This window comes from Mesorhizobium intechi (assembly GCF_002879535.1).
Lineage (GTDB): Bacteria > Pseudomonadota > Alphaproteobacteria > Rhizobiales > Rhizobiaceae > Mesorhizobium > Mesorhizobium intechi.
This window is the reverse complement of record NZ_PNOT02000063.1, coordinates 1-21,041: the sequence shown is the minus strand read 5'-3', so window position 1 is coordinate 21,041 and position 21,041 is coordinate 1. Positions and strand designations below refer to the sequence as shown.

General features: G+C 63.2%; 23 protein-coding genes and 1 pseudogene. 11 read left to right on the top strand and 13 right to left on the bottom strand.

The window, feature by feature from the left end; all coding sequences use genetic code 11:
* A pseudogene (locus C1D09_RS06460) lies at positions 1-704 on the bottom strand (peptigoglycan-binding protein LysM); the annotation flags it as partial.
* A 143-nt stretch (positions 705-847) separates the two neighbouring features.
* On the opposite strand from C1D09_RS06460, the gene C1D09_RS06455 reads away from it, so the two are divergent.
* On the top strand, positions 848-1,459 hold the full coding sequence (locus C1D09_RS06455) for an LOG family protein (RefSeq protein ID WP_143973499.1): 612 nt from the start codon (positions 848-850) through the stop codon (positions 1,457-1,459).
* Between the two features lie 28 nt (positions 1,460-1,487).
* Here the strand turns inward: C1D09_RS06455 and C1D09_RS06450 are convergent, their stop codons facing one another.
* Positions 1,488-2,378 (bottom strand): LysR substrate-binding domain-containing protein, encoded by an 891-nt coding sequence (locus tag C1D09_RS06450; protein ID WP_143973498.1) that lies wholly within the window; start codon positions 2,376-2,378, stop codon positions 1,488-1,490.
* A gap of 110 nt (positions 2,379-2,488) precedes the next feature.
* Here C1D09_RS06450 and C1D09_RS06445 point away from each other — a divergent pair, with 110 nt between their 5' ends.
* The gene (locus tag C1D09_RS06445) at positions 2,489-2,779 is read left to right on the top strand and encodes a muconolactone Delta-isomerase family protein (protein ID WP_143973497.1); all 291 of its coding nucleotides are present in this window, start codon (positions 2,489-2,491) and stop codon (positions 2,777-2,779) included.
* A gap of 175 nt (positions 2,780-2,954) precedes the next feature.
* Positions 2,955-3,950, top strand: coding sequence for a transporter (locus tag C1D09_RS06440; protein ID WP_143973496.1), 996 nt, complete (start codon positions 2,955-2,957; stop codon positions 3,948-3,950).
* Positions 3,951-3,962: 12 nt separating this feature from the next.
* Here C1D09_RS06440 and C1D09_RS06435 read toward each other — a convergent pair whose 3' ends face one another.
* From C1D09_RS06435 to cysS, 8 genes are all read right to left on the bottom strand, one after another.
* Positions 3,963-4,649, bottom strand: a complete 687-nt coding sequence (locus C1D09_RS06435) for a glutathione S-transferase family protein (RefSeq protein WP_143973495.1) — start codon at positions 4,647-4,649, stop codon at positions 3,963-3,965.
* A gap of 8 nt (positions 4,650-4,657) precedes the next feature.
* Positions 4,658-5,587 carry an EamA family transporter RarD gene (gene rarD / locus C1D09_RS06430; protein ID WP_143973494.1) on the bottom strand — a complete coding sequence of 310 codons (930 nt, stop codon included), beginning with the start codon at positions 5,585-5,587 and terminating at the stop codon, positions 4,658-4,660.
* Between the two features lie 83 nt (positions 5,588-5,670).
* Positions 5,671-7,293: a citramalate synthase gene (gene cimA / locus C1D09_RS06425; protein ID WP_208760352.1), complete on the bottom strand. Its 1,623-nt coding sequence runs from the start codon at positions 7,291-7,293 to the stop codon at positions 5,671-5,673.
* Positions 7,290-8,240 carry a prolyl aminopeptidase gene (pip, locus tag C1D09_RS06420; RefSeq protein WP_143973493.1) on the bottom strand — a complete coding sequence of 317 codons (951 nt, stop codon included), beginning with the start codon at positions 8,238-8,240 and terminating at the stop codon, positions 7,290-7,292. The genes cimA and pip overlap by 4 nt, the downstream gene beginning before the upstream one ends.
* Positions 8,237-8,713, bottom strand: coding sequence for a GFA family protein (locus tag C1D09_RS06415; protein ID WP_143973492.1), 477 nt, complete (start codon positions 8,711-8,713; stop codon positions 8,237-8,239). Before C1D09_RS06415 ends, pip begins: the two co-directional genes overlap by 4 nt.
* Complete coding sequence (locus tag C1D09_RS06410; protein WP_143973491.1) at positions 8,710-9,201, bottom strand: GFA family protein; 492 nt, start codon at positions 9,199-9,201, stop codon at positions 8,710-8,712. Before C1D09_RS06410 ends, C1D09_RS06415 begins: the two co-directional genes overlap by 4 nt.
* A 3-nt stretch (positions 9,202-9,204) precedes the next feature.
* Positions 9,205-9,591 carry a VOC family protein gene (locus tag C1D09_RS06405; protein ID WP_143973490.1) on the bottom strand — a complete coding sequence of 129 codons (387 nt, stop codon included), beginning with the start codon at positions 9,589-9,591 and terminating at the stop codon, positions 9,205-9,207.
* Complete coding sequence (cysS, locus tag C1D09_RS06400; RefSeq protein WP_143973489.1) at positions 9,588-11,021, bottom strand: cysteine--tRNA ligase; 1,434 nt, start codon at positions 11,019-11,021, stop codon at positions 9,588-9,590. The genes C1D09_RS06405 and cysS overlap by 4 nt, the downstream gene beginning before the upstream one ends.
* Positions 11,022-11,438: 417 nt before the next feature.
* On the opposite strand from cysS, the gene C1D09_RS06395 reads away from it, so the two are divergent.
* Positions 11,439-11,594 (top strand): hypothetical protein, encoded by a 156-nt coding sequence (locus C1D09_RS06395; protein WP_095203266.1) that lies wholly within the window; start codon positions 11,439-11,441, stop codon positions 11,592-11,594.
* Positions 11,595-11,661: 67 nt separating this feature from the next.
* On the opposite strand, the gene C1D09_RS06390 is transcribed toward C1D09_RS06395, so the two are convergent.
* Positions 11,662-12,423: an SOS response-associated peptidase gene (locus tag C1D09_RS06390; RefSeq protein WP_143973488.1), complete on the bottom strand. Its 762-nt coding sequence runs from the start codon at positions 12,421-12,423 to the stop codon at positions 11,662-11,664.
* 127 nt (positions 12,424-12,550) lie between these two features.
* Between C1D09_RS06390 and C1D09_RS06385 the strand changes: the two genes are divergently transcribed.
* The 4 genes from C1D09_RS06385 to C1D09_RS06370 all read left to right on the top strand — a co-directional run bounded on the left by C1D09_RS06385 (position 12,551) and on the right by C1D09_RS06370 (position 14,895).
* Positions 12,551-12,985 (top strand): NUDIX hydrolase, encoded by a 435-nt coding sequence (locus C1D09_RS06385; protein WP_143973487.1) that lies wholly within the window; start codon positions 12,551-12,553, stop codon positions 12,983-12,985.
* A gap of 62 nt (positions 12,986-13,047) precedes the next feature.
* A complete protein-coding gene (locus C1D09_RS06380) occupies positions 13,048-13,422 on the top strand; it encodes a TIGR02301 family protein (RefSeq protein WP_143973486.1) in 375 nt (124 codons plus the stop codon).
* Positions 13,423-13,774: 352 nt separating this feature from the next.
* A complete protein-coding gene (locus C1D09_RS06375) occupies positions 13,775-14,032 on the top strand; it encodes a hypothetical protein (RefSeq protein ID WP_008874920.1) in 258 nt (85 codons plus the stop codon).
* A 71-nt stretch (positions 14,033-14,103) separates the two neighbouring features.
* On the top strand, positions 14,104-14,895 hold the full coding sequence (locus tag C1D09_RS06370; RefSeq protein WP_167514506.1) for a hypothetical protein: 792 nt from the start codon (positions 14,104-14,106) through the stop codon (positions 14,893-14,895).
* 33 nt (positions 14,896-14,928) lie between these two features.
* Here the strand turns inward: C1D09_RS06370 and C1D09_RS06365 are convergent, their stop codons facing one another.
* Positions 14,929-16,260, bottom strand: coding sequence for a dihydroorotase (locus tag C1D09_RS06365; RefSeq protein ID WP_167514505.1), 1,332 nt, complete (start codon positions 16,258-16,260; stop codon positions 14,929-14,931).
* 74 nt (positions 16,261-16,334) lie between these two features.
* On the opposite strand from C1D09_RS06365, the gene ygfZ reads away from it, so the two are divergent.
* From ygfZ to C1D09_RS06350, 3 genes are all read left to right on the top strand, one after another.
* The gene (gene ygfZ / locus C1D09_RS06360) at positions 16,335-17,195 is read left to right on the top strand and encodes a CAF17-like 4Fe-4S cluster assembly/insertion protein YgfZ (protein ID WP_143973484.1); all 861 of its coding nucleotides are present in this window, start codon (positions 16,335-16,337) and stop codon (positions 17,193-17,195) included.
* On the top strand, positions 17,195-17,830 hold the full coding sequence (locus C1D09_RS06355; protein ID WP_143973483.1) for an HD domain-containing protein: 636 nt from the start codon (positions 17,195-17,197) through the stop codon (positions 17,828-17,830). The genes ygfZ and C1D09_RS06355 overlap by 1 nt, the downstream gene beginning before the upstream one ends.
* A gap of 65 nt (positions 17,831-17,895) precedes the next feature.
* On the top strand, positions 17,896-20,037 hold the full coding sequence (locus C1D09_RS06350; protein WP_143973482.1) for a putative bifunctional diguanylate cyclase/phosphodiesterase: 2,142 nt from the start codon (positions 17,896-17,898) through the stop codon (positions 20,035-20,037).
* Between the two features lie 11 nt (positions 20,038-20,048).
* On the opposite strand, the gene C1D09_RS06345 is transcribed toward C1D09_RS06350, so the two are convergent.
* Positions 20,049-20,939: a fatty acid desaturase family protein gene (locus C1D09_RS06345; RefSeq protein ID WP_143973481.1), complete on the bottom strand. Its 891-nt coding sequence runs from the start codon at positions 20,937-20,939 to the stop codon at positions 20,049-20,051.
* Between the last annotated feature and the right edge of the window lie 102 nt (positions 20,940-21,041).

The following is a 21,041-nucleotide window of genomic DNA, read 5'->3' as shown; positions in this document are numbered from 1 at the left end:
GCCGGCGCTGGAGCAGCCGGAGCAGCTGTCTGGTCGCCGGTGGCAGGTGCTGCCGGTTTGGTCTCTGGCGCCGGGACCGTCAGCAGTTCCGCCGGCTTGCCCGGCTCTTCCACCATTGCCAGCACTTGGCCGGCGGCATCCTTGGGAACCGAAACGACAGCGGTCTGCACCGAGACGGTCACGACCGTGCCGACGGTCGAATGCAAGGCAATCGTATAGTCACCAGGCTTCAGCGGGTCGTCGAGCACGATGACAAAGGCGCCATCGGGACCGGCCACAGTCGAGCCAAGCACCGTCGTGCCGCTCAGGATCTCGACCTTTGAATTGGGCGCTGCATTACCGGCAATGACGATCGAGCCATTGCCCTCGACGCGCACGACATCGAAAGTCGGCGAGATCGGGCCGGCTGCTACGGGTGCGGCCGGTGCAGGCGCTGCCGGAGCCTTAGCCTCTGTCGCCGGTGCGGCTGGAGCAGTCGCCTGTGGTGCCGCGGCGGGAGCGGCCGGCACCGCCGGCGCCGGCAGTCGGCCTTCCGTGCCGGGGGCAGCCGGTTTCGGCGCCTCGGGCGGCGCCAAGGCCGCGACCTCCGCCGGCGGTGTTGGATGAAGATACGGGTCGAGCGCGCCCGATACATAGGCGGTTCCCGCGGCCGCGACGGTCCCACCCGCCGCGAACAGGAACGCCTTCAATGGATTAATTGCCATATTTCCCTACCCCTTAGCCACCTAATGCCGGTCTAGCGTGTTTTGCCAATGCCGACAAGAAAAACGGGCCGACGAGAAAAAGCCCGGGCTTGTCAACCCTTGGGGCTTGACCACGCTTTCAGACCCAATCACCAATCATCCGCATGAACACGATTCGATCAGTCTGCGTCTATTGCGGCTCATCTCCGGGCCGCGATGAAATCTACGCCAAGGCCGGGCACCTGCTTGGACGCTCGATTGCCAAGGCGGGCCTGCGGCTGGTCTATGGCGGCGGCACCAGAGGCATTATGGGCGCCGTCGCCGAAGGCGCGCTCAAGGCCGGTGGCAAGGTGACCGGCATCATTCCCCGCTTCCTGATCAACAGGGAAGCAACCGAATCCGCGCTCGACCGGCTCGACGAGTTGCTGATCACCGACAACATGCACGAGCGCAAGCATAAGATGTTCGAGAAATCCGACGCCTTTGTGGCGCTGCCGGGCGGCATCGGCACAGTCGAGGAAATCGTCGAGATCATGACCTGGGCGCAACTCGGCCACCACCGCAAGCCGATCGTCTTCGGCAATATCAACGGTTTCTGGGACCCGATGACGGCGTTGCTTGAACACATGACGGCCGAGGGCTTCATCCACACCGCGCAACGGGTCAAGCCGCTGGTCGTCAACGACCCGGAGGCCATCGTCGCTGCCATCATGGTGGCAGGCTCCTCCGTCGACGCCCCAACCGAGGGCGTGCAGTCGGTGATCGATAAAATGTAGGCAATGGGCAGTAGGCGATAGGGGCTGGCTACTGGCTACCGGCTACTGCCTTCCGCAAATCCCCAATCACCGCGCGCTCGTCCTGCCGACGCCAGGCGAGATAAATCGCCACGCTGCGCTTGAACCAGGGAAGGTCGCGGAAGACTATTCCCGGCGGCGCGGCGCCTCGCAGGCTTTCCTGCACCGTCGCCAGGCCCAGCCCGGCGCTGACCAAGCCGAGCGAGGTCAAGGGATCGGCGGTCTCATAGGCGATGTCGGGCACGAAGCCAGCCTCGATGCAAGCGGCCAGGAACTGGCCGCGGTTGGTGTCGGCGGGCTGACGCACCACGGTGATCCACGGGCGGCCGTCGAGATGATGCGGACCGATCTCGGCGACAGCCGCAAGCGCATCGCCCTCGGGTATCGCCAGCATCAGCAGCTCGCGGCGGACCAGCATCGAGGCAATTTCGGGATAGTCGGCCGGCGGCGGCGAATAGACCAGGCCGAGATCGAGCGTGCGCTGGCGCAGACCTTCCAACTGCGCGGCAGAGCGCAGGCTCATCAGGCTGAGATGCAATCGCGGCCGCTCGCGGCGGAATTGCCTGAGCATGCCGGCGACCAGGCCAGCATGCACGGCGCCTTCGACATAGCCGATGGCGAGACGGCCAACCGCGCCGCTGGCGAGGTTGCGGCCGAACTCCTCCACGCGCCGCGCATTGGCAATCAGGGCGCGGGCCTCGGTGAGGAAGGCGCGGCCCTCCGCATTGAGATGAACCCGCTGCTTTGCCCGTTCGAACAGAGTGACGCCCAGTTGCTCCTCGAGGTGTATGATCTGCCTGCTGAGTGGCGATTGCGAGATGTGCAGGATTTCGGCGGCGCGACCGACATTGCCGGTTTCGGCGACCGTGATGAAGTAGCGGAGTTGGCGCAGGTCGAACACTTCTTCTCCGAGCCGTACGACCTCGAAGGTCTCAACTTTATCCTAATCAGTCTTGGACAGTCTGACCAGCCAAAAGGGATAGTCGGCCATCCCAACCAAAGGAGACCGACATGCAGTTCTTTGCCCTTCTCACCCGTAACACCGCAAAGTTTGGCGACGCCGACTTTGCGCCGCTCCTGCCCGGCGAGGCCGAGCAGCGCCGCACGCTCTACGCCGAAGGCGCGGTGCGCCAGGTCTGGAACCGTGGCGACATCCCCGGCAGTTGCATGATGTTCGAGGCAACTGACGACGCCGAAGTGCGCGGCCATCTCGCCACCTTGCCGCTGGTCAAGGCCGGCATGATGGACATCGCGGCGATTGTGCCGCTCAACCCCTACCCCGGGTTTGGGCCGAAGCACTGAGTTGGCGCTATCGCGATGCGGTGGCGGCGAAGGCGCCGTCACCGCGCTCCTGCTCGACACAGCGAGATCCGCAGATGTCAAGAAACTGTCACACGAAACCGGCTTCTCGCATGCTAAGACCCTGGCGTTGAGCCGCTTGCGCGGTTCGTTGCTTGGACCATCTGGAGAAGCGACAGTGAACATCGCCCTCCCCGGCGAAGGTACCGACCTTTCGCCCTATTTGCCCGATGAACACGGGCTGTTCTTCACCTACCATTTCACCGCTGAAGGCGTGCGCACCAAGGATCCGGCGCAAGCGCATTGGAGCTGGCGCAGCTACCAGGTCACCGACCTCCACGCTCGCCAGGAGATCGGCGCCGAGTTGGCGCTGCCGGCCCCGGCGCGCGACGCATTCCTCGCCCCCAGCCATGGCTGCCACATCGACTATGAGGACGGCTGGCTCTATGGCGATCTGCCGGACCTCAAGCACGACTTCTCGGAGGCGCGCGGGCTCGTCCATTTCCGCTTTGCCTTCAACGACACGATGTTGATCGGCGCCCGCAAACAGCCGCTGGAATCGGTCGACGCCGTCCGCAGGGCGGTGGAGAATGGATCGCGGAAATTCCGCTCGCCATCGGACCTGATCGAGGCGGTCATGAGCCAGTCGCTCGACGGCATGTCGGCTGAGCTCGGCAAGCTTGGCGACGCGCTCGACGGCATAGAGGACCGCGTTGTGCGCGATGCATGGCACAATGAACGCCAGGCGCTGGTCGAGGCGCGCCGGCAACTGGTGGTGATCCACCGGCAGATGGCGACGCTCACCAACCTGTTCCGGCATCTCGACCATTCGCATCGCGACGAGCTGCCCGATCGGATCAATGATATGGCGGCCAGACTCTCGCACCGGGCACTCACCCTCTATAATGACGGCGAGCAGTTGCAGGCACGCACAAGGTTGTTGCAGGACGAGCTGATGGCGAAACTGACCATGCAGTCGAACCAGCTTCTCTACGTGCTCTCCGTCATGACGGCAGTGCTGTTGCCAATGACCATCATCTCAGGCCTGTTCGGCATGAATGTCGGCGGATTGCCCCTGGTCGACACGCCGATGGGTTTCTGGGTGGTGACGGCGGTCTCGCTGCTGATCGCGGGCGTGACCTATCTCTTCGTCAGGCGGCTCGGGCAGATGTAGCCGCAAGCGGCGCTACGCCGATGCCCTCAAATCCTCGATGATCGTGCCGGCGGCGCGGATTTCCGCTTCGTGGTCGGGCTCGCGCCAGGTCTCGGCCAGGCCAGCGGCATACCATTCCTGCATCGCGGGCAAAGCGAGCAATTGCTGAGGATAGGCAGCCGCCGCACCGTCGAAGATGAGCCCATAAGACTGCGCCCGGAACGCCACCGGAGCGAAGAAGGCATCGACGGCGGTGAAGCTGGCGCCGGCGAGGAACGGTCCGCCGAACCGGGCAAGGCCATCGTTCCAGAGATCGCCGAGGCGGAAGAGATCGTGCTTCAGTGCATCCGGCATCGGAAACGGCTCGACCCGCAGGCCGCAGCTCATCGGGCACAGATTGCGCAGCGCCGTGAAACTCGAATGCATTTCGGCGGCGGCAGAGCGCGCCCAGGCGCGGGCCTTGGCCTCGACCGGCCAGACGCCGTGATGGCGCTCGGCCAGATACTCAGCGATGGCAAGCGAATCCCAGACCACCCAACCATCGTCGATGAGGCACGGCACCCGGCCGTTCGGTGTGAACGACCGGTAAAGGTCCCAGCTCGCTCCTACCGTAAATGGCGTCAACCGCTCCTCGAATGGAATATCCAGTTCCCGCATCAAGAGCCAAGGACGCAGCGACCATGAAGAGTAATTCTTGTTGCCGATATGCAAGATATACATCGCAGCTTCTACCTCGTTGCTGGCATCGCTGGGCGGACCTCGCGATTGCGAAACATCGACCAGGAATACATCGCCAGCGCCGTCCAGATCAGGGCAAAGGCGATGGCTTGTGCCGTGCCGAACGGCTCGTCGAAGACCAGAACCGCGATCAGGAAAACCATGGTCGGCGCGATGTATTGCATGATGCCGATAGTCGAGAGGCGCAAGAGCTTGGCGCCGAACGCAAACAAAAGCAGCGGCACCGACGTGACCGGACCGCAGCCCATCAGCAACGCCGTGTCGGCGCCGGTGCTCGACACGATGTGGTCCTGTCCCGTCGCGATCAGGTAGACGATATAGCCAAGAGCCGGCACGGACAGCAAAAGCACTTCGAGCAAAAAGCCCTGGCTTGGCCCGATCGGCAGCGTCTTGCGGAAGAAGCCGTAGGCGGCGAAGGAAAACGCCAGCGCCAACGACACCCAGGGCAGCTTGCCGCCCTCGATTGTCAGCACCGTGACGGCAACCGTCGCCAGCACCACCGCCGCGATCTGCAGACGGTCGAGCCGCTCGCCAAGCAGCAGCGCACCGACGACGACGCTGACCAGCGGGTTGATGTAGTAGCCAAGCGCGGTCTCGACGGTGCGGTCGACCGCGATGGCCCAGACGTAGATGCCCCAGTTGACCGAAATCAGCGCCGCCGTCAGCGCCGCCATGGCAATGGTGCGGGGCGACCGAAGTGCCGCCTTGAAGTCCGCCGTGCGACCGGCCCACACCAGGACCGCCGCGGCGATCGGCACGGACCAGACGATGCGGTGGGCGATCACCTCGGCTAGCGGCAGGTGCGCCACGGCCTTCATGTAGAAAGGCAGCATCCCCCACAAGAGATAGGCGCCCAGCGCCAGCAGGAAGCCGCGACGGGCCTTCGATTCCGCGTCCATGGTAATTGCTTTAGTGACCATGGCCCAACGCTATGGCCCAGTAACCTTGGTAAGACCATCGCAAAGTTCTGATGGATCAATGGACTTTCGCTGATGGTTCAACCTTATTCGGCGGCAACAAGCCCGGCCATCTCACGGTTCTTCATCAGCTTGTAGATGATCGAATCCATCAGCGCCTGGAACGAGGCGTCGATGATGTTTTCGGAAACCCCGACCGTCCACCAGCGCGCGCCTGTACCGTCATGCGATTCGATCAGGACGCGGGTGATGGCCTCGGTACCGCCATTGAGGATACGCACCTTGAAGTCGGCGAGCTCAAGGTCGACGATCTCGCTCTGGTATTTGCCGAGATCCTTGCGCAGCGCGATGTCGAGCGCGTTGACCGGGCCGTGCCCTTCCGCCACCGACATTTTTTCCTCGCCGTCGACGAGCACTTTCACGATCGCTTCGGACACCGTCTTCAGCTGGCCATTGGCGTCGAAGCGGCGCTCGACCATGCAGCGGAACGAGGTGACGTTGAAGAATTCCGGCAGGCCGTGCAGCATCTTGCGGGCGAGCAGCTCGAAGGACGCATCGGCGCCCTCATAGGCATAGCCCTCGGCCTCGCGCTCCTTGACGACCGCGATCAGCGCGTCGAGCCGGTGATCGTCCCTGGGCACCTCGATGCCGCGCCGCTTCAGCTCCGCGAGGAAATTGGCCTTGCCGCCCTGGTCCGAGACCATGACGCGACGGCGGTTGCCGACGGATTCCGGCGGCACATGCTCATAGGTCGCTGGCTCCTTGGCGAGTGCGGAAGCATGGATGCCGGCCTTGGTGGCGAAAGCCGAGGCGCCGACATAGGGCGACTGGGCTTCCGGCGCGCGGTTCAGCAATTCATCGAATGCGCGCGACAGACGGGAAATGCCGGTCAGCGCTTCGGCCGAAATGCCCGTCTCGAAGCGATCTGCGAATGCCGGCTTCAGCGCAAGTGTCGGCACGATCGAGATCAGGTTGGCGTTGCCGCAGCGTTCGCCTATGCCGTTCAGCGTGCCCTGGATCTGCCGTACGCCGGCCTCGACCGCGGCCAGGGAATTCGCAACCGCCTGGCCCGTGTCGTCGTGGGCGTGGATACCCAGATGATCGCCGGGAATGCCGGATGCGATGACCTTGGCGAGGATGGTGCGCACTTCCGAAGGCTGCGTGCCGCCATTGGTGTCGCACAACACTACCCAGCGTGCGCCGGCGTCGTATGCCGTCCTGGCGCAGGCCAGTGCATAATCCGGATTGCCCTTGAAGCCGTCGAAAAAGTGCTCGCAATCGACCATCGCCTCCTTGCCCGAGGCGACAGCGGTTTCCACCGAAGTCTTGATCGATTCCAGATTCTCTTCATTGGTGCAGCCGAGCGCGACGCGGACATGATAGTCCCAGCTCTTGGCGACGAAGCAGATGGCGTCGGATTTCGACTGCACAAGGGCCGCAAGGCCGGGATCATTCGAGGCGGAGACTCCTGCCCGCTTGGTCATGCCGAAGGCGACGAATTTGGCGCATGCCGTGCGTTTCTGCTGGAAGAAGGCCGTGTCGGTCGGATTGGCGCCGGGATAGCCGCCCTCGACATAGTCCATGCCGAAATCGTCGAGCAGTTTTGCAATCGCAATCTTGTCCTCGACGGAAAAGTCGATGCCCGGCGTCTGCTGGCCATCGCGCAATGTGGTGTCGAAGAGATAGAGGCGCTCGCGGGTCATGGTCATCTACCTGCAAATTTGTCCGTCGCGCGGATCAGCCGGTCGAGGATGCCGGGCTCCGAATAGGCATGGCCGGCGCCCTCTATCAGATGGAAATCGGCCTTCGGCCAGGCCTTATGCAGCGCCCAGGCATAGCGTGCCGGACATGGCATGTCGTAGCGGCCATGGACGATGGTGCCGGGGATATCCTTGAGCTTCCAGGCATCGCGCAGAAGCTGCCCCTCCTCCAGCCAGCCGGCATGGACGAAATAATGGTTCTCGATGCGAGCGAAGGCGACGGCATAGTCGTCCTCGCCAAACTTGTCGCTGGTTTCCGGCTCCGGCAGCAGTGTGATGGTTTCGCCTTCCCACAGGCTCCACGCACGGGCTGCTTCCAGCTGCGCCTCGCGGTCCGAGCCAACCAGCCGCTTGCGGTAGGCGGCCATCATGTCGCCGCGCTCGGCTTCGGGGATCGGCGCCACGAAACGCTCCCACTTGTCGGGAAACATCTCGGAGACGCCGAACTGATAGTACCATTCGAGCTCGGCGCGGGTCAGCGTGTAGATGCCGCGCACGACCAGCTCGCTGACGCGATCGGAGTGCGTCTCGGCATAGGCGAGCGCCAGCGTCGAGCCCCAGGAGCCGCCGAACACCAGCCATGTGTCGAAGCCGGCCATGTCGCGCAAGCGCTCGATGTCGGCGACAAGATGCCAGGTCGTGTTGGCTTCCAGCGAGGCGTTCGGCGTCGACTTTCCGCAGCCGCGCTGATCGAACAGGATGACGTCGTAGAGTTTCGGGTCGAACAGCCGCCGGTGTTTGGGCGAGATGGTGCCGCCCGGTCCGCCATGCAGGAATACGGCCGGCTTGGCGCCCTTGGTGCCGGAACGCTCCCAGTAGACCTGATGGCCATCGCCGACATCGAGCATGCCGCTGTCGAATGGTTCGATCTCCGGGTAGAGGGTGCGCAAGCTCATAGTTTCAGGCCCTGTTGCGGCCAGTTGGCCGTTTCGTGATCGGGATGCTGGAAGGAGATAATCTGCTCCTGCCTTGCGTAAAAATCGGGATCGTCATGGACCGGCGCCCCGAATATCGTTTCCACCCAGGGCAGCCTCGCCGCATAGTTGACCTGAATTTGCGGCGCCAGATCCGAGCGGTCGTCGAAGGCGCCGATCGCGATCTCGAGCCCGCCGGGCTGGCGGTAGGTCAACGGTGTGCCGCAGCGAGCGCAAAAACCGCGATCGATGTTGACCGAAGACTGGAAATAGCTTGGTTCCTCACGCGTCCATTCGACACCGTCACTGGGTGCCGTCACCAGCGCACCGAAGAACGAGCCGAACTGCTTCTGGCACATGCGGCAGTGGCAGATGGACGGGCGCCCGAGCGCGCCCTTGATGCGGAAGCGCACGGCGCCGCATTGGCAACCGCCGGTTCGAACAGTTTCGGTCATTGTCTTTCCTCCGGCGGCCATTGGTCGGTGTCGTGATCGGGATGCTGGTAGGACACAAGCTCGGCGAGATAGGGAGCCGAATCCATGTCCGCCATCGTGTCCTCGCCCGGCAGTTGTGGAATAGTGTCGACATAAGGCAGTTTTGCCTCCGTACCCCACTGGATGGTCGGCGTGATACCAGCCGGATCGTCGAAGGCGGCGATCGCCAGCGCCATGCCGTCGGGCGCCTCGAAGGTCAGCGGCGTGCCGCAGTCGCCGCAGAAGCCGCGCCAGGCGGCATTAGAGGAACGGAAGCGCTTGGGCTCGCCGCGTGTCCAGTCGACCCTGGCGCCGCGCACCGAGACCAACGGCAGGTAGAAATTGCCGCTCGCCTTCTGGCACATCCGGCAGTGGCAGATCGAGGCGTCGCCGAGCGCACCTTCGACACGGAAGCGCACCGCCCCGCATTGGCAGCCGCCTGTGTAGACTGGCCGGTTGTCAAGGCTCATGGCTCACTCCGGGTCATGGCAGACGGCCTCGACATTGTTGCCGTCGGGATCGAAGACGAAGGCGCCATAATAGTTCGGATGATAGTGCGGGCGCAGGCCCGGCGCGCCATTGTCCTTGCCGCCGGCGGCGAGGGCCGCGGCATGGAAAGCATCGACCTCGGTGCGGCTGCGCGCGGTGAAGGCGACATGCTGATTGGCCTTTTCCCCCTGCTTGCCTTCCTGCAGCCAGAACACCGGCCGATCGCGGCCATAGCCTCCCACCTTTGCGCCGCCGGTGTATTCCAGCGGCACCGTATAGAGCAGGGAAGCACCAAGCGGCGCCATCGCCTTGTCGTAGAAAGCCTTCGAAGCGTCGAAATCTGCAACGTCGATGCCGAGATGGTCGATCATCTCTTTACCTCCCAGGTGGTGATGCGTTCGCCAGTGGCCGGATCCTTGCCGTCCTTCAACTGTACACCTTGCGCCAAAAGCTCGTCGCGGATGCGGTCGGCTTCGGCCCAGTTCTTGGCCGCGATAAAGGCAAGGCGATCGGCGATCGCCTTGGCGACTTTATCTTCGTCGACCTCTGCCGAGGCAACATCGAAGCCGAGGAACAGCAGTGACGCCTTCAGCGCGGCGGCGGCTTCTTTGCTTTCCGCGGCCTCGCCGGCCAACTGCGTCAGCACCTGGAAGGCGGCATAGGTGGCGAGATCGTCCGACAAGGCACTGACGACTTCCACCGGCAACCGCCCTGCCGCAGGCGCCAGATCCGCCGCGCGTTTCCACTTGCGCAGCGTGTTCTCCGCCTCCTCAAGCTTGCGCACTGAAAAGTCGATCGGCTCGCGGTAGTGCGTCATCAGCATCGCCAGCCGCAGCACCTCGCCCGGCCAGTCGCGGCCGCCGAAGGTCTCGGTCTCCAGCAGTTCGTGGATCGAGTAGAAATTGCCGAGGCTCTTCGACATCTTCTGCCCTTCGACCTGGAGGAAGCCGTTGTGCATCCAGACTTTGGCCATGACTGATGTGCCGTGGGCGCAGCGCGACTGGGCGATCTCGTTCTCATGGTGCGGGAAGATGAGATCGAGGCCGCCGCCATGGATGTCGAACACCTCGCCGAGATAGGCCGCCGACATCGCCGAGCATTCGATGTGCCAGCCCGGCCGGCCCCTGCCCCATGGGCTCTGCCAGCCCGGCTCTTCCGGCGATGACAGCTTCCACAGCACGAAATCGCCAGGGTTCTTCTTGTGCGCGTCGACGGCGACGCGGGCGCCGGCCTGCTGTTCGTCGAGATTGCGCTTCGACAATTGGCCGTAATCCGGCATCGACGCGGTGTCGAACAGAACTTCGCCCGCCGCGACATAGGCATGGCCGCGTTGGATCAGGCTTTTGATCAAGGTGATCATGTCGGCCTTGCCGTCGGCGCGGGGCTCGACGAATTCGGTGGCGCGCGGCTCGATCGTCGGCTCAAGGCAGCCGAGCGTGGCGACATCCCTATGGAACTGGTCGGCGGTCTTTTCGGTCACCCGCCGGATCGCTTCGTTGAGCGACAGCTTTCCGGCCGATATCTCACTACCGAAATCGCGCAGCGCACGCGCGTTGATCTTGTCATCGACGTCGGTGATGTTGCGCACATAGGTAACATGCGCCTGCCCATAGAGATGGCGCAGCAGGCGAAACAGCACGTCGAAGACGATGACCGGCCTGGCATTGCCGATATGGGCGAAGTCGTAGACGGTCGGGCCGCAGACATACATGCGCACATTCAGCGCATCGATCGGAACGAAATTCTCTTTCGTGCGCGTCAGCGTGTTGTAGAGCCGCAGGCCCTGCGATGCGTCGGACATTCCATGCCTTCCCGGTTCAGAACTTTCTATCTGGATGGAGCCGGCCCCGCGCCGAGGCGCAAATCAGGCTCCAGCCTGCTGGCCGGGGCGTTTGTCCACTCTGGGAAAAGATGAGGCGAAAACGTCCGGACCAGCGCGAGGCTAGCCAATAATGCAAATGCCACAAATGGCGAAAGACGTTTTCATGGGCGGCTTTATCGCCTTGGTCAGTGTTGCCGTCAAGCCGCTGACACCGAGAAAAACGCAGTAAAGGTTGGCAAACGCGTCGCTCGATCACGCGGAATCAGGCAATGAAACATTTTATTAAACATGTCGGCACAGTCATGAAACATTCGCCGGCTAGATCACCAAACGTCACGATTTGGTCGGATTCAACGGTCAAACGCGAACACGAAAACGTTACCTGGGAAGAGAAACATGCCTCGAAGCAAGCAAGAAGCCACCCGCGCCAAGCAACCTGCGCTGGCCAGCCACTATCGCGCCATCGGCCCGGCCGCGATCGTCGCCGCCCTCCTTCACACCGCGAAGAAGAAGAAGCCGGCGCCGAAGATCGTGTCGCCCCGCGCTGCCTGAAGCAGAGTGCGGCCGGCGCCAAGGGCGCCGGGCATGAGGCGTACAAGCCTCCAGACAGAAACTTCCGCTAGAACAACGTCATCTGACTGTCGTCCGCGCCGGGCTTCCGGCGCCCGGTCTTCTCGGGCTCCGGCCCGACCTCGCCCCTCTGCTGAATCTCCGGACCGGTGTTTGCGACCTTGTTGACCAGGTCGGAGACGGGAACCGCCTCGAAGAAATCGGGTTGCGCCGGCCGCAGCAGGTCGGCGACATCGCGCGGCTCCAACGTGCGGCAATCCAGCCAGCGGGCGAAATCGCCGGGATCGATGACCACGGGCATCCGATCGTGGATGTGGGCGATGGCGGCATTGGCGTTGACCGTCAGGATCGCGCCGGTGTCCATTTCCGAACCGCCGGGCTCGGCATAGGTCTCGATCAGGCCGGCAAAGGCGACCAGGCCGCCATGCCTGGGCCGGATCCAGTAGGGTTGCCCCTTCCTGCCCCCGCTCTGCCGCCATTCGTAGAATCCAGACGCCGGCACCAGCGCGCGGCGATGGCGCATGGCGGCCTTGAACGAGGCCTTTTCGATTGCGCCTTCCGAGCGCGCGTTGAACAGCAGCGGAAACTCCCTCGTGTCCTTGACCCAGGTGGGAATGAGCCCCCAGCGCACCAGCATCGGTTGCCGATCCGGCAGATTGGAACCCGGCGCCCGCGGCGCGCCGGCGGTCGCCATCAGCACCGGTTGCGTCGGCGCGATGTTGTAGCGCGCCGGGAAATCCTCCAGTTCCGCCAGGCCGAGGAAGGCAGCGGTCTGATTCGGTGCGGCGGTCAGGGCGAAACGTCCGCACATGATGGATTGCTCCTGCCTTCGAATGGTTCCGCCAGAAAGTGGCGATGGAACAGCCGCACTGCAACCGCTAAAGCTGTCCGGCGGCGACCGTCCACAGCGGGCTGCGGCGGCCGAACGGTTGGGAGCCATGAACGATACACGAAAGATACTGCCGGCGGTCTCGGTAGCCGTGGTGCGTGACGACACCGTGCTGTTGGTCAAGCGGGCGCGGCAACCTTCACAGGGCCTCTACGCTTTTCCGGGCGGCAAGGTCGAGGCCGGGGAGACGCTGGAGGATGCCGCCAAGCGCGAGCTGCTGGAAGAGACCGGTTTGCATGCCACCGGTTTGCGCCCGCTTCGGGAAATTCATATCGACGGCAGGGACGATTCCCACCCTGTCGACTACCGCCTCACGGTCTTCGGCGCCGACTATGCCGGCGGCGTGGCCGTGGCCAGTGACGATGCCGAGACAGCAGCCTTCTACACGCTCCGCGAGATGGCGGCACTGCCGCTTGCCGGCTCGGTGTTCGCAGTGGCGGAAGATCTGCTTGGCCGACCCGCTGGTTTCCCTGAAAGCCGTTGAATTCCCCGACCGCAATGCCGGAAACGCCTTGCAGGCGACAAATTGTTTGGCCACATAGACTTATGAACCGCGCTCCTTTCCTCGTCGCTTTGTGCCTTGCCGCCAGCACGGCCGTGGCCGTGCCGGCGTTCGGCGCCGAGTCGCCGTTCGAGCCGGGACTGATGCGGCTGGCGGAGGTGCTGGGATCGCTGCATTTCCTGCGCAATCTGTGCGGCGAGAAGGGCGACCAGTGGCGTGGCGAAATGGAAAAACTGCTCGAATCGGAAAATCCGGATCCGGAGCGTCGCGCCCGCTTCATCGCCAGTTTCAATCGCGGTTATCGTTCCTTCGGAGGCACCTATACGCAATGCACGGTTTCAGCCACGGAAGCCATCAGCCGCTACATGAAGGAAGGCGAGACGCTGTCGCGCGACATCGCCTCGCGCTACGGGAATTAGGCATCCATCAACAGATATCCGAGCCGTCGCTGGGCCTATCGGACAAATCCGGCTTGTAGCGGTCTGTGTCTTGGTGCAATCCTGATGTTGCACTTCTGCAACAACGTTAATCAAACGTTACCACAAGAATCCGAAATTAACTCAAACTGAAGGTTTTCACCCCGCAGGCCGGCCTAATCGGCTAAGTTTGATCCGGGTTGAAACGCAGCTTCGCCAGACACAGCCGTCTGCTGTAAAGGACGATCAAAAAAAGGTCGTATTTACAGATACTTACTTAAGGCTGCGTGCAAACGGAACAGATCAAGCCTGATCCGCACCGATGGATCGCAGCTTGAAAGGGTGGACATCGCTTATGGAACATGGTGTCAACGACATCGACGCGCTGGTCAGGGAAGAAAAACGCCTGACGGCGGTGGAAAGCCACAGCGAAGCCTGGGCAGAGGGCCTTTCGGCCGGCATCGAGCCCGAGATCATTGCCGAGGCGGCGCTTGAGACCGCGTTTGGTGAAATGTTGCGCGCCAACGGCGAGACATCGGCCCTTGCCCTGCTCGACCGCATGCGTGAAAAGGTGATTGCTGGCGCCTTCGAACCCGAGCGGCTGCGGCACTGAACCGACATCCGGTTCTTTGACGATCGAGTGCCGTTTGGGCATCGTACCCGGGAGCCAAGGAGATACGGGCAGTGAATTTTCCGATGTCAGGCCGGCCGAAAGGCTTGGTCCTCTACATCCGTCTCGCCGCGTGCTGTGCCGCGATTGCCTTTGCGACGTGCCTGGCAAGCAGCCCTGCCCATGCGCTGAGCGAGATCCAACGCGAAGAGCTTCCCTCGCCTGTCACACCGTCAGCGGATGACGACGTTTCGTCGCCCGGCGGCGCGATTCCCATGCCCGACCCAGTCGGAACGCCGCCCTCAACCGGTCAGCAGCCGGCCGCTCCGGACGCGGCGGAGCCCGATAGTCCAGCGGACGGCGGCAGCAACAGGCCGCGTGTCGATCCCGAGGCACCCTTGCCTGAGGTCGTCTACGACCTCAGCAAGCTGCCCGAGCCCGTGCGGCGTATGCATGATCTGATCATCGAGGCCTGCAAGAGCGGCGACATTGAAAAGCTCCGGCCCCTGATCGGCAAGGGCGACAGCATGACCCAACTGTCGCTGGCCGACATCGACGGCGACGCCATCGCCTTCCTCAAAGGTCTGTCCGGCGACCCTGACGGCCAGGAGATCCTGGCCATCCTGGAGGAAGTGCTGAGCGCCGGCTATGTCCATATCGACGCCGGAACAGCCCAGGAACTCTATGTCTGGCCGTATTTCTTCGCGCTACCGCTGGACAAGCTGGACGCCAAGCAGCGGGTCGAACTGTTCAAGATCGTCACCGCCGGCGATTTCGACGACATGAAGCAGTTCGGCGCCTATATTTTCTATCGCGTCGGCATCACGCCCGCAGGCCAGTGGACATTTTTCGTCGCCGGAGACTGAGAGCTTTGCCTCTGATCAAAGGGGAAAGGAAGCTCAGACGACAAGGGCCTCGGAAAACTCCACCGCCGTGCCTTGCGCGGGCGTCACGATTTCGCCTTCCCACATGACGCGGCGGCCGCGAATGACGGTACCGACCGGCCAGCCGGTGACTTCCTTGCCGTGATAAGGCGTCCAGCCCGCCCTTGAACCAGCCTGCGCATTGGTGATGGTCTGACGCCGCTTCATATCCACAACCGTGAAGTCGGCATCGTAGCCGGCGGCGATGCGGCCTTTTCTGGCCATGCCGAAAATGCGCTGCGGGCCGTGGCTGGACAGGTCGACAAAGCGCTGCAAGGTCAACCGGCCCGCGTTGACGTGGTCGAGCATGATCGGCACCAGCGTCTGGACCCCGGTCATGCCCGAGGGAGAAGCCGGATAGGGCTTTGCCTTTTCGGCCAGCGTGTGCGGTGCGTGATCGGAGCCGAGCACGTCGACGATGCCTTGCGAGATGCCGTGCCAGACGCCATCGCGGTGGCGGGAGGCACGCACCGGCGGGTTCATCTGGATCAGCGTGCCGAGCCTGGGATAGTCGTCGGCGCTCAGCGTCAAATGGTGCGGGGTCGCTTCGCAGGTCGCGACGTCCTTGTGCTGTTCGAGGAACAAGATCTCCTCGGCGGTCGAGATGTGCAGGACATGGATGCGGGCACGAACGTCGCGCGCGATGCGCACCAGCCGTTCGGTGCAACGCAAGGCGGCGATCTCGTCGCGCCAGACCGGATGCGATGACGGCTCACCCTCGATGCGTTCACCAAGCCGCTCGCGCAGCCGGAACTCGTCTTCCGAATGAAAGGCGGCACGGCGACGGGTGTTCCGCAGGATCGAGGCGACGCCTTCGTCATCCTCGACCAGCAGGTCGCCGGTGGACGAACCCATGAAAACCTTTATGCCCGCGGCGCCCGGCAGCCGCTCTAGCTCGCCGACATCGCTGGCGTTGTCGCGGGTACCGCCGACCCAGAACGCGAAGTCGCAATGCATGCGGCCGCTGCCGCGCCGCACCTTGTCGGCCAGCGTTGCCTCGCTGGTGGTCAACGGGTTGGTGTTGGGCATCTCGAACACCGCGGTGACGCCGCCAAGCACCGCCGCCCGCGAGCCGGTTTCCAAGTCTTCCTTGTGCTCCAGTCCCGGCTCGCGAAAGTGCACCTGGCTGTCGATGACGCCCGGCAGGACATGCAGGCCGCCACAATCAATCGTCTCGCCGGCCGAGGCCTGGCGGAGATCGCCTATCGCGGCGATGCGTCCATTCTTCACGCCGATATCACGTGCCCCCTCGCCGTCATGGTTGACCACTGTGCCGCCTGTCAGGATGAGGTCGTAGGTCATGGCCATGCTCTCTTGCGGGGGGAGTATCAGCGGCTTACGTAATGGCCAACCGTTTTGCAAGATCAGGCTCTTATCCTCCCATGCCCTTTGCCCTGCTGAAAGACCGCGCGCTCATCTCCGTCTCCGGCCCGGATGCCGAGCACTTTCTGCAAAACATCCTGACCACAGATCTCGATACGCTCGGCGCCGGCGAAGCCAAGCCGGGCGCACTGTTGACGCCGCAAGGCAAGATCCTGTTCGATTTCCTGATCTCGCGTGCCGGCGAAAACGCCTTCCGGTTGGAATGCCGTGCAGACATTTCAGAAGATTTCATTCGCCGGCTGACGCTCTACAAGCTTCGCGCCAAGGTCGAGATTGCCAAGTCGGAACAGTCCCTTGTCGCTGTTGCGTGGGGAAAAGAGCCAATCGTCTCAGAAAATGATTCAACCGCGTTTGCCGACAAGCGCTTTGCTGGGGAAAGCGTCACACGCACCTATGCCGGCATTGCGGACGTCGGCGACATCGCTGCATGGCAAGCCTTCCGCATCGCTCACGGCATCGCGGAGAGCGGTGCCGATTATGCGTTGGGCGACGCCTTCCCGCATGACGTGCTTCTCGACGAGACCGGCGGCGTCGGCTTCAGGAAAGGCTGCTATGTCGGCCAGGAAGTGGTCTCGCGCATGCAGCATCGCGGCACGGCGAGGCGGCGCGTGCTGATCGTGCAGGCCGGGCTTGCCCTGCCCGCCTCCGGCACCGAACTCACCGTCGAGGGGCGGCCGGTCGGCACGCTCGGCTCGAGCGTCAGCGACATCGGGCTTGCCATTGCCCGCATCGACAGGGTCAAGGCGGCGCTCGACGCCGGCCAGCCGATCCTGGCCGGCGATGTGCCGGTGGCGATGGCCATTCCCAACTGGGCCAAGTTCGCTTTTCCGCAGGAAAACGTCAGCGCGGAGGAAGCCTGATGGCGGCGGACCGCACCGGGGCGCCGCCGCGCGCCTGGCAGCGCATGCTGTCCGGCCGCCGGCTCGACCTGCTCGACCCCTCGCCCCTCGACATCGAGATTTCGGACATTGCCCATGGGCTCGCCCGCGTCGCCCGCTGGAACGGCCAGACCAGTGGCGAGCATGCATTCTCGGTTGCTCAACATTCGCTGCTGGTTGAAGCCCTGTTCAATGATCTGGTGCCGCAAGCTTCGGCCTCCGACCGGCTCACCGCACTGCTGCACGATGCGCCTGAATATGTCATCGGCGACATGATCTCGCCGTTCAAGTCGGTGATGGGCGGCAGCTACAAGGACTGCGAGTTGCGCCTGCAGCGCGCCATCCATCTGCGCTTCTCACTGTCTCCCGAACCTGCCGCGGCGCTACGCAGGGACATCAAGCGCGCCGACCAGATCGCCGCCTATTTCGAGGCGACGCTGCTTGCCGGCTTCTCGACCGCCGAAGCGACTGAATTCTTCGGCCGTCCGCGCGGTTTCTCCGCCGAGCGCTTCGATTTCACACCACGCTCGGTGACCTGGGCGCAGGATGCCTTCCTGAGGCGGTTTTCAGTGCTTGAGAAGTCGCGGCATCCACTTGCGACATCGGCGGTAGGGTAGAGAACGCTAAATTAACCGGAACGGGCAACAGTGTGGTGTTCGATCACGCACCGCAGGCGCGCCTCATGCCCGTCGTGGATGTCAAGGATGGTTCGATCGTCCCGGAGCGGCCGGCCGAAGGCGTGGAGCGCCCGCGCCGTATGGACGACGAGTTGCGCGAACAAAACGAGCGCTTTTCAGCCGCTGTCGAGAACATGTCGCATGGCTTGTGCATGTTCGACGCCGACGAACGCATGATCATCTGCAACGGCAACTACATCAACATCTTCCGCCTCGACGCCAAGCTGGTACGACCGGGCATCCGCTTCATCGACATCCTGCGGCACAGCGTCGACATCGGCGTTGCCTCGCAAAGCGCCGGCGAGCTCTATGCCATCCGCAAACCCTATATCGACCAGGCGAAACCCTCGACCTACGAAGAGACCCTGTCGGATGGTCGCATCATCAACATCTCGCACCGCCCGCTGGCCCTGGGCGGTTGGGTCTCGATCTACGAGGACATCACCGAACAGCGGCGCGCCGAGCAGGACCTCAAGGAGCAGCATCGCCGTTTCGACGCGGCACTCGCCAACATGTCGCAAGGCCTGCTGATGTACGACGCCGACGGCAAGATGATCGTACGCAACCGGCGTTTTCTGGAGGTGTACAAGGTCACCGCGGCGGACTTTCCGATTGGAGCCACGCATCGCGACGCGCTCGAAAGACTGCTGGAACTCGGCATCTACCAGAAGATCGACGTCGACAGCGAAGTCGCAAAGACCGAGGCCTGCCTGGCGGCGGGAAAAATGCACCAAGCCTATCGTTATCTAACCGACGGCAGGACGATTCTGGTCACGCGCCAGCCGATGAGCGGCGGCGGCTGGGTGGTGACCTTCGACGATGTCACCGAACGTCGACGCACGGAAGAGCGCATGATCCATCTTGCGCATCACGACACGCTGACCGGACTGCCCAACCGCTCGATGTTTCGCGAACGGCTCGACCTGGCGCTGGAGGATGCGGCGGCACCGCAGCTTGCGATCTTCTCGCTCGATCTCGACCGCTTCAAGGCGATCAATGACACCTGGGGACATCCCGCCGGCGACTGGCTCCTGAAAAGCGTCGCCGAGAGGCTACAGCGTTGCCTGCGCAATGAGACAGAAGTCGTCGCCCGTTTCGGCGGCGACGAGTTCGTCGTCATGCAGTTCAACTCCAGGGGCATCGCCGATGCTGAAAAACTGGCGAAGCGCATCGTCGAGGCCATCGCAAAACCGTTTCGCGACAAGAGCCGGGAGATGCATATCGGCGTCAGCCTGGGCATCGCCGTTTTCCCCGAAGATGGCAGGGACGCCGACACGCTGCTGAAAAACGCGGATACGGCGCTCTATCGGGCCAAGAGCGAAGGGAGAAACCTCTATCGCTTCTTCGAGCCCGCGATGGATGCCATCGTGCAGGCCCGGCGGGCGCTCGAGGTCGACCTCGACGCGGCGCTGCCGCGCCAGGAGTTCGATCTTGATTTCCAGCCCATCATGAACATCGCCTCCGGCGAGATCATCGGCGCCGAGGCCTTGATGCGTTGGCATTCTCCTGCGCGCGGCAATGTCGCGCCGGACGCGTTCATTCCGGTCGCCGAGGAAACCGGCCTGATCGTGCCGCTCGGCGAATGGGCGCTTAGGCAAGCCTGCGCGGCGGCGGCCAGCTGGCCACCTGGTCTGCGCATCGCGGTCAATGTCTCGGCCGTGCAGCTCAAAAGCGGAGGGTTTGCCCGTAGCGTCATCTCGGCCCTGGCCTTTTCAGGCGTGCCGGCCGGACAGCTGGAACTGGAAATCACCGAAACCGTGCTGATGGACGAGAGCAAGGCCGTGCTGTCGACGCTGCGGCAATTGCGCGATGTCGGCATCCGCATCGCACTGGATGATTTCGGCACAGGCTATTCCTCGCTCGGCTATCTCAGGCGTTTCCCGGTCGACAAGATCAAGATCGACCGCTCCTTCGTCCGCGACATGGGCAATCGCGACACGGCGGCGATCGTCCGCACCATCATCGGGCTCGGCAACGAGCTTGGCATTGTCGTCACCGCCGAGGGCGTCGAGACCGAGGTGCAACTCGACATGCTGCGCGACAATGGCTGTGAAGAGGCGCAAGGCTATCTGATCGGTGTCCCCTCGAAGGCGGCGGACATCCAGCGTCTGTTGAAGGCGCGTGCGCTACGCAGCCAGACCGGCTGAGGGCTGGCGGTTCAGCGCAATGTCTCGATGTATTTCTCGTGGAAGCTGACATAGCCCGGCTCGACCACCTTCAGGTGTCGCTCGATCAGCGCGTGAAACTGCGGCAGTTGATGAAACGGCACGCCGGGATAGGCATGATGCTCGGCATGGAACGGCATGTTCCAGGCCAGTTTGCGCACCACCCAGTTGGTCAGCGTGGTTCTCGTATTCTCCAGCATGTTGGCCACGAATGGACAGCGGCCGTGCTCGGCGAGCAGATAGAGGCGCAGAAACGGCTGCCCCAACAGGGCGGGAATGATCCAGACATAGAGAAGCACGGAGAGCCGGAAGTAGACGGCGAGCAGAATGACGACGGCATAGAACGCAATCATGGCGCGTGCTTCGGCCCGCACCTTGGGTCGGCCTTTCGGCGGTACATAGCTCTCCTGGCTGCCGCCAACCGCATTCGCGTAGAGCGTCTTGAAATGACCCCACCACAGCGGGATGCCGGAAACATGCACGAGATACTGCCCTGGCGTTTCCGGCTTCGGAAACGCCAGCTCCGGATCGTTCTCGGGGTCCTGCGTGAAGCGATGGTGGGCGAAATGGAAATAGCGGAACCACTCGGCCGGCAGCGCCAGCGCCAGGCTGCACATCCGCGCGACGAGATCGTTCAGCCACTGCGTGTCGAAGGCCGTGCGATGAACCGTCTCATGAAGCGGCGTGAACAGGAAGACGATCAGGATGCCTTGCGGCAGCATCAGCATTGGCCAGAACGGTACTTTCGCGGCGATCAGCGATCCAATGATCACAATCGCCCCCCAATGAGCGCCGAGCTGAACGAGACCCGCAGCGTTGGACTTGGCGGTAAGGCGACCGCGCTCTTCCGGGGTAAGTGACGCGATGATGTCGCGATGGTCCATCGGTGTCGATCCAGGCTGGCGATCTGATAAGGCCCACTCTAGGCGATGAAAAAGCTTTCCAAAAACGACGATTCCTGCGATTTGGATAAGCTGACCTTATCT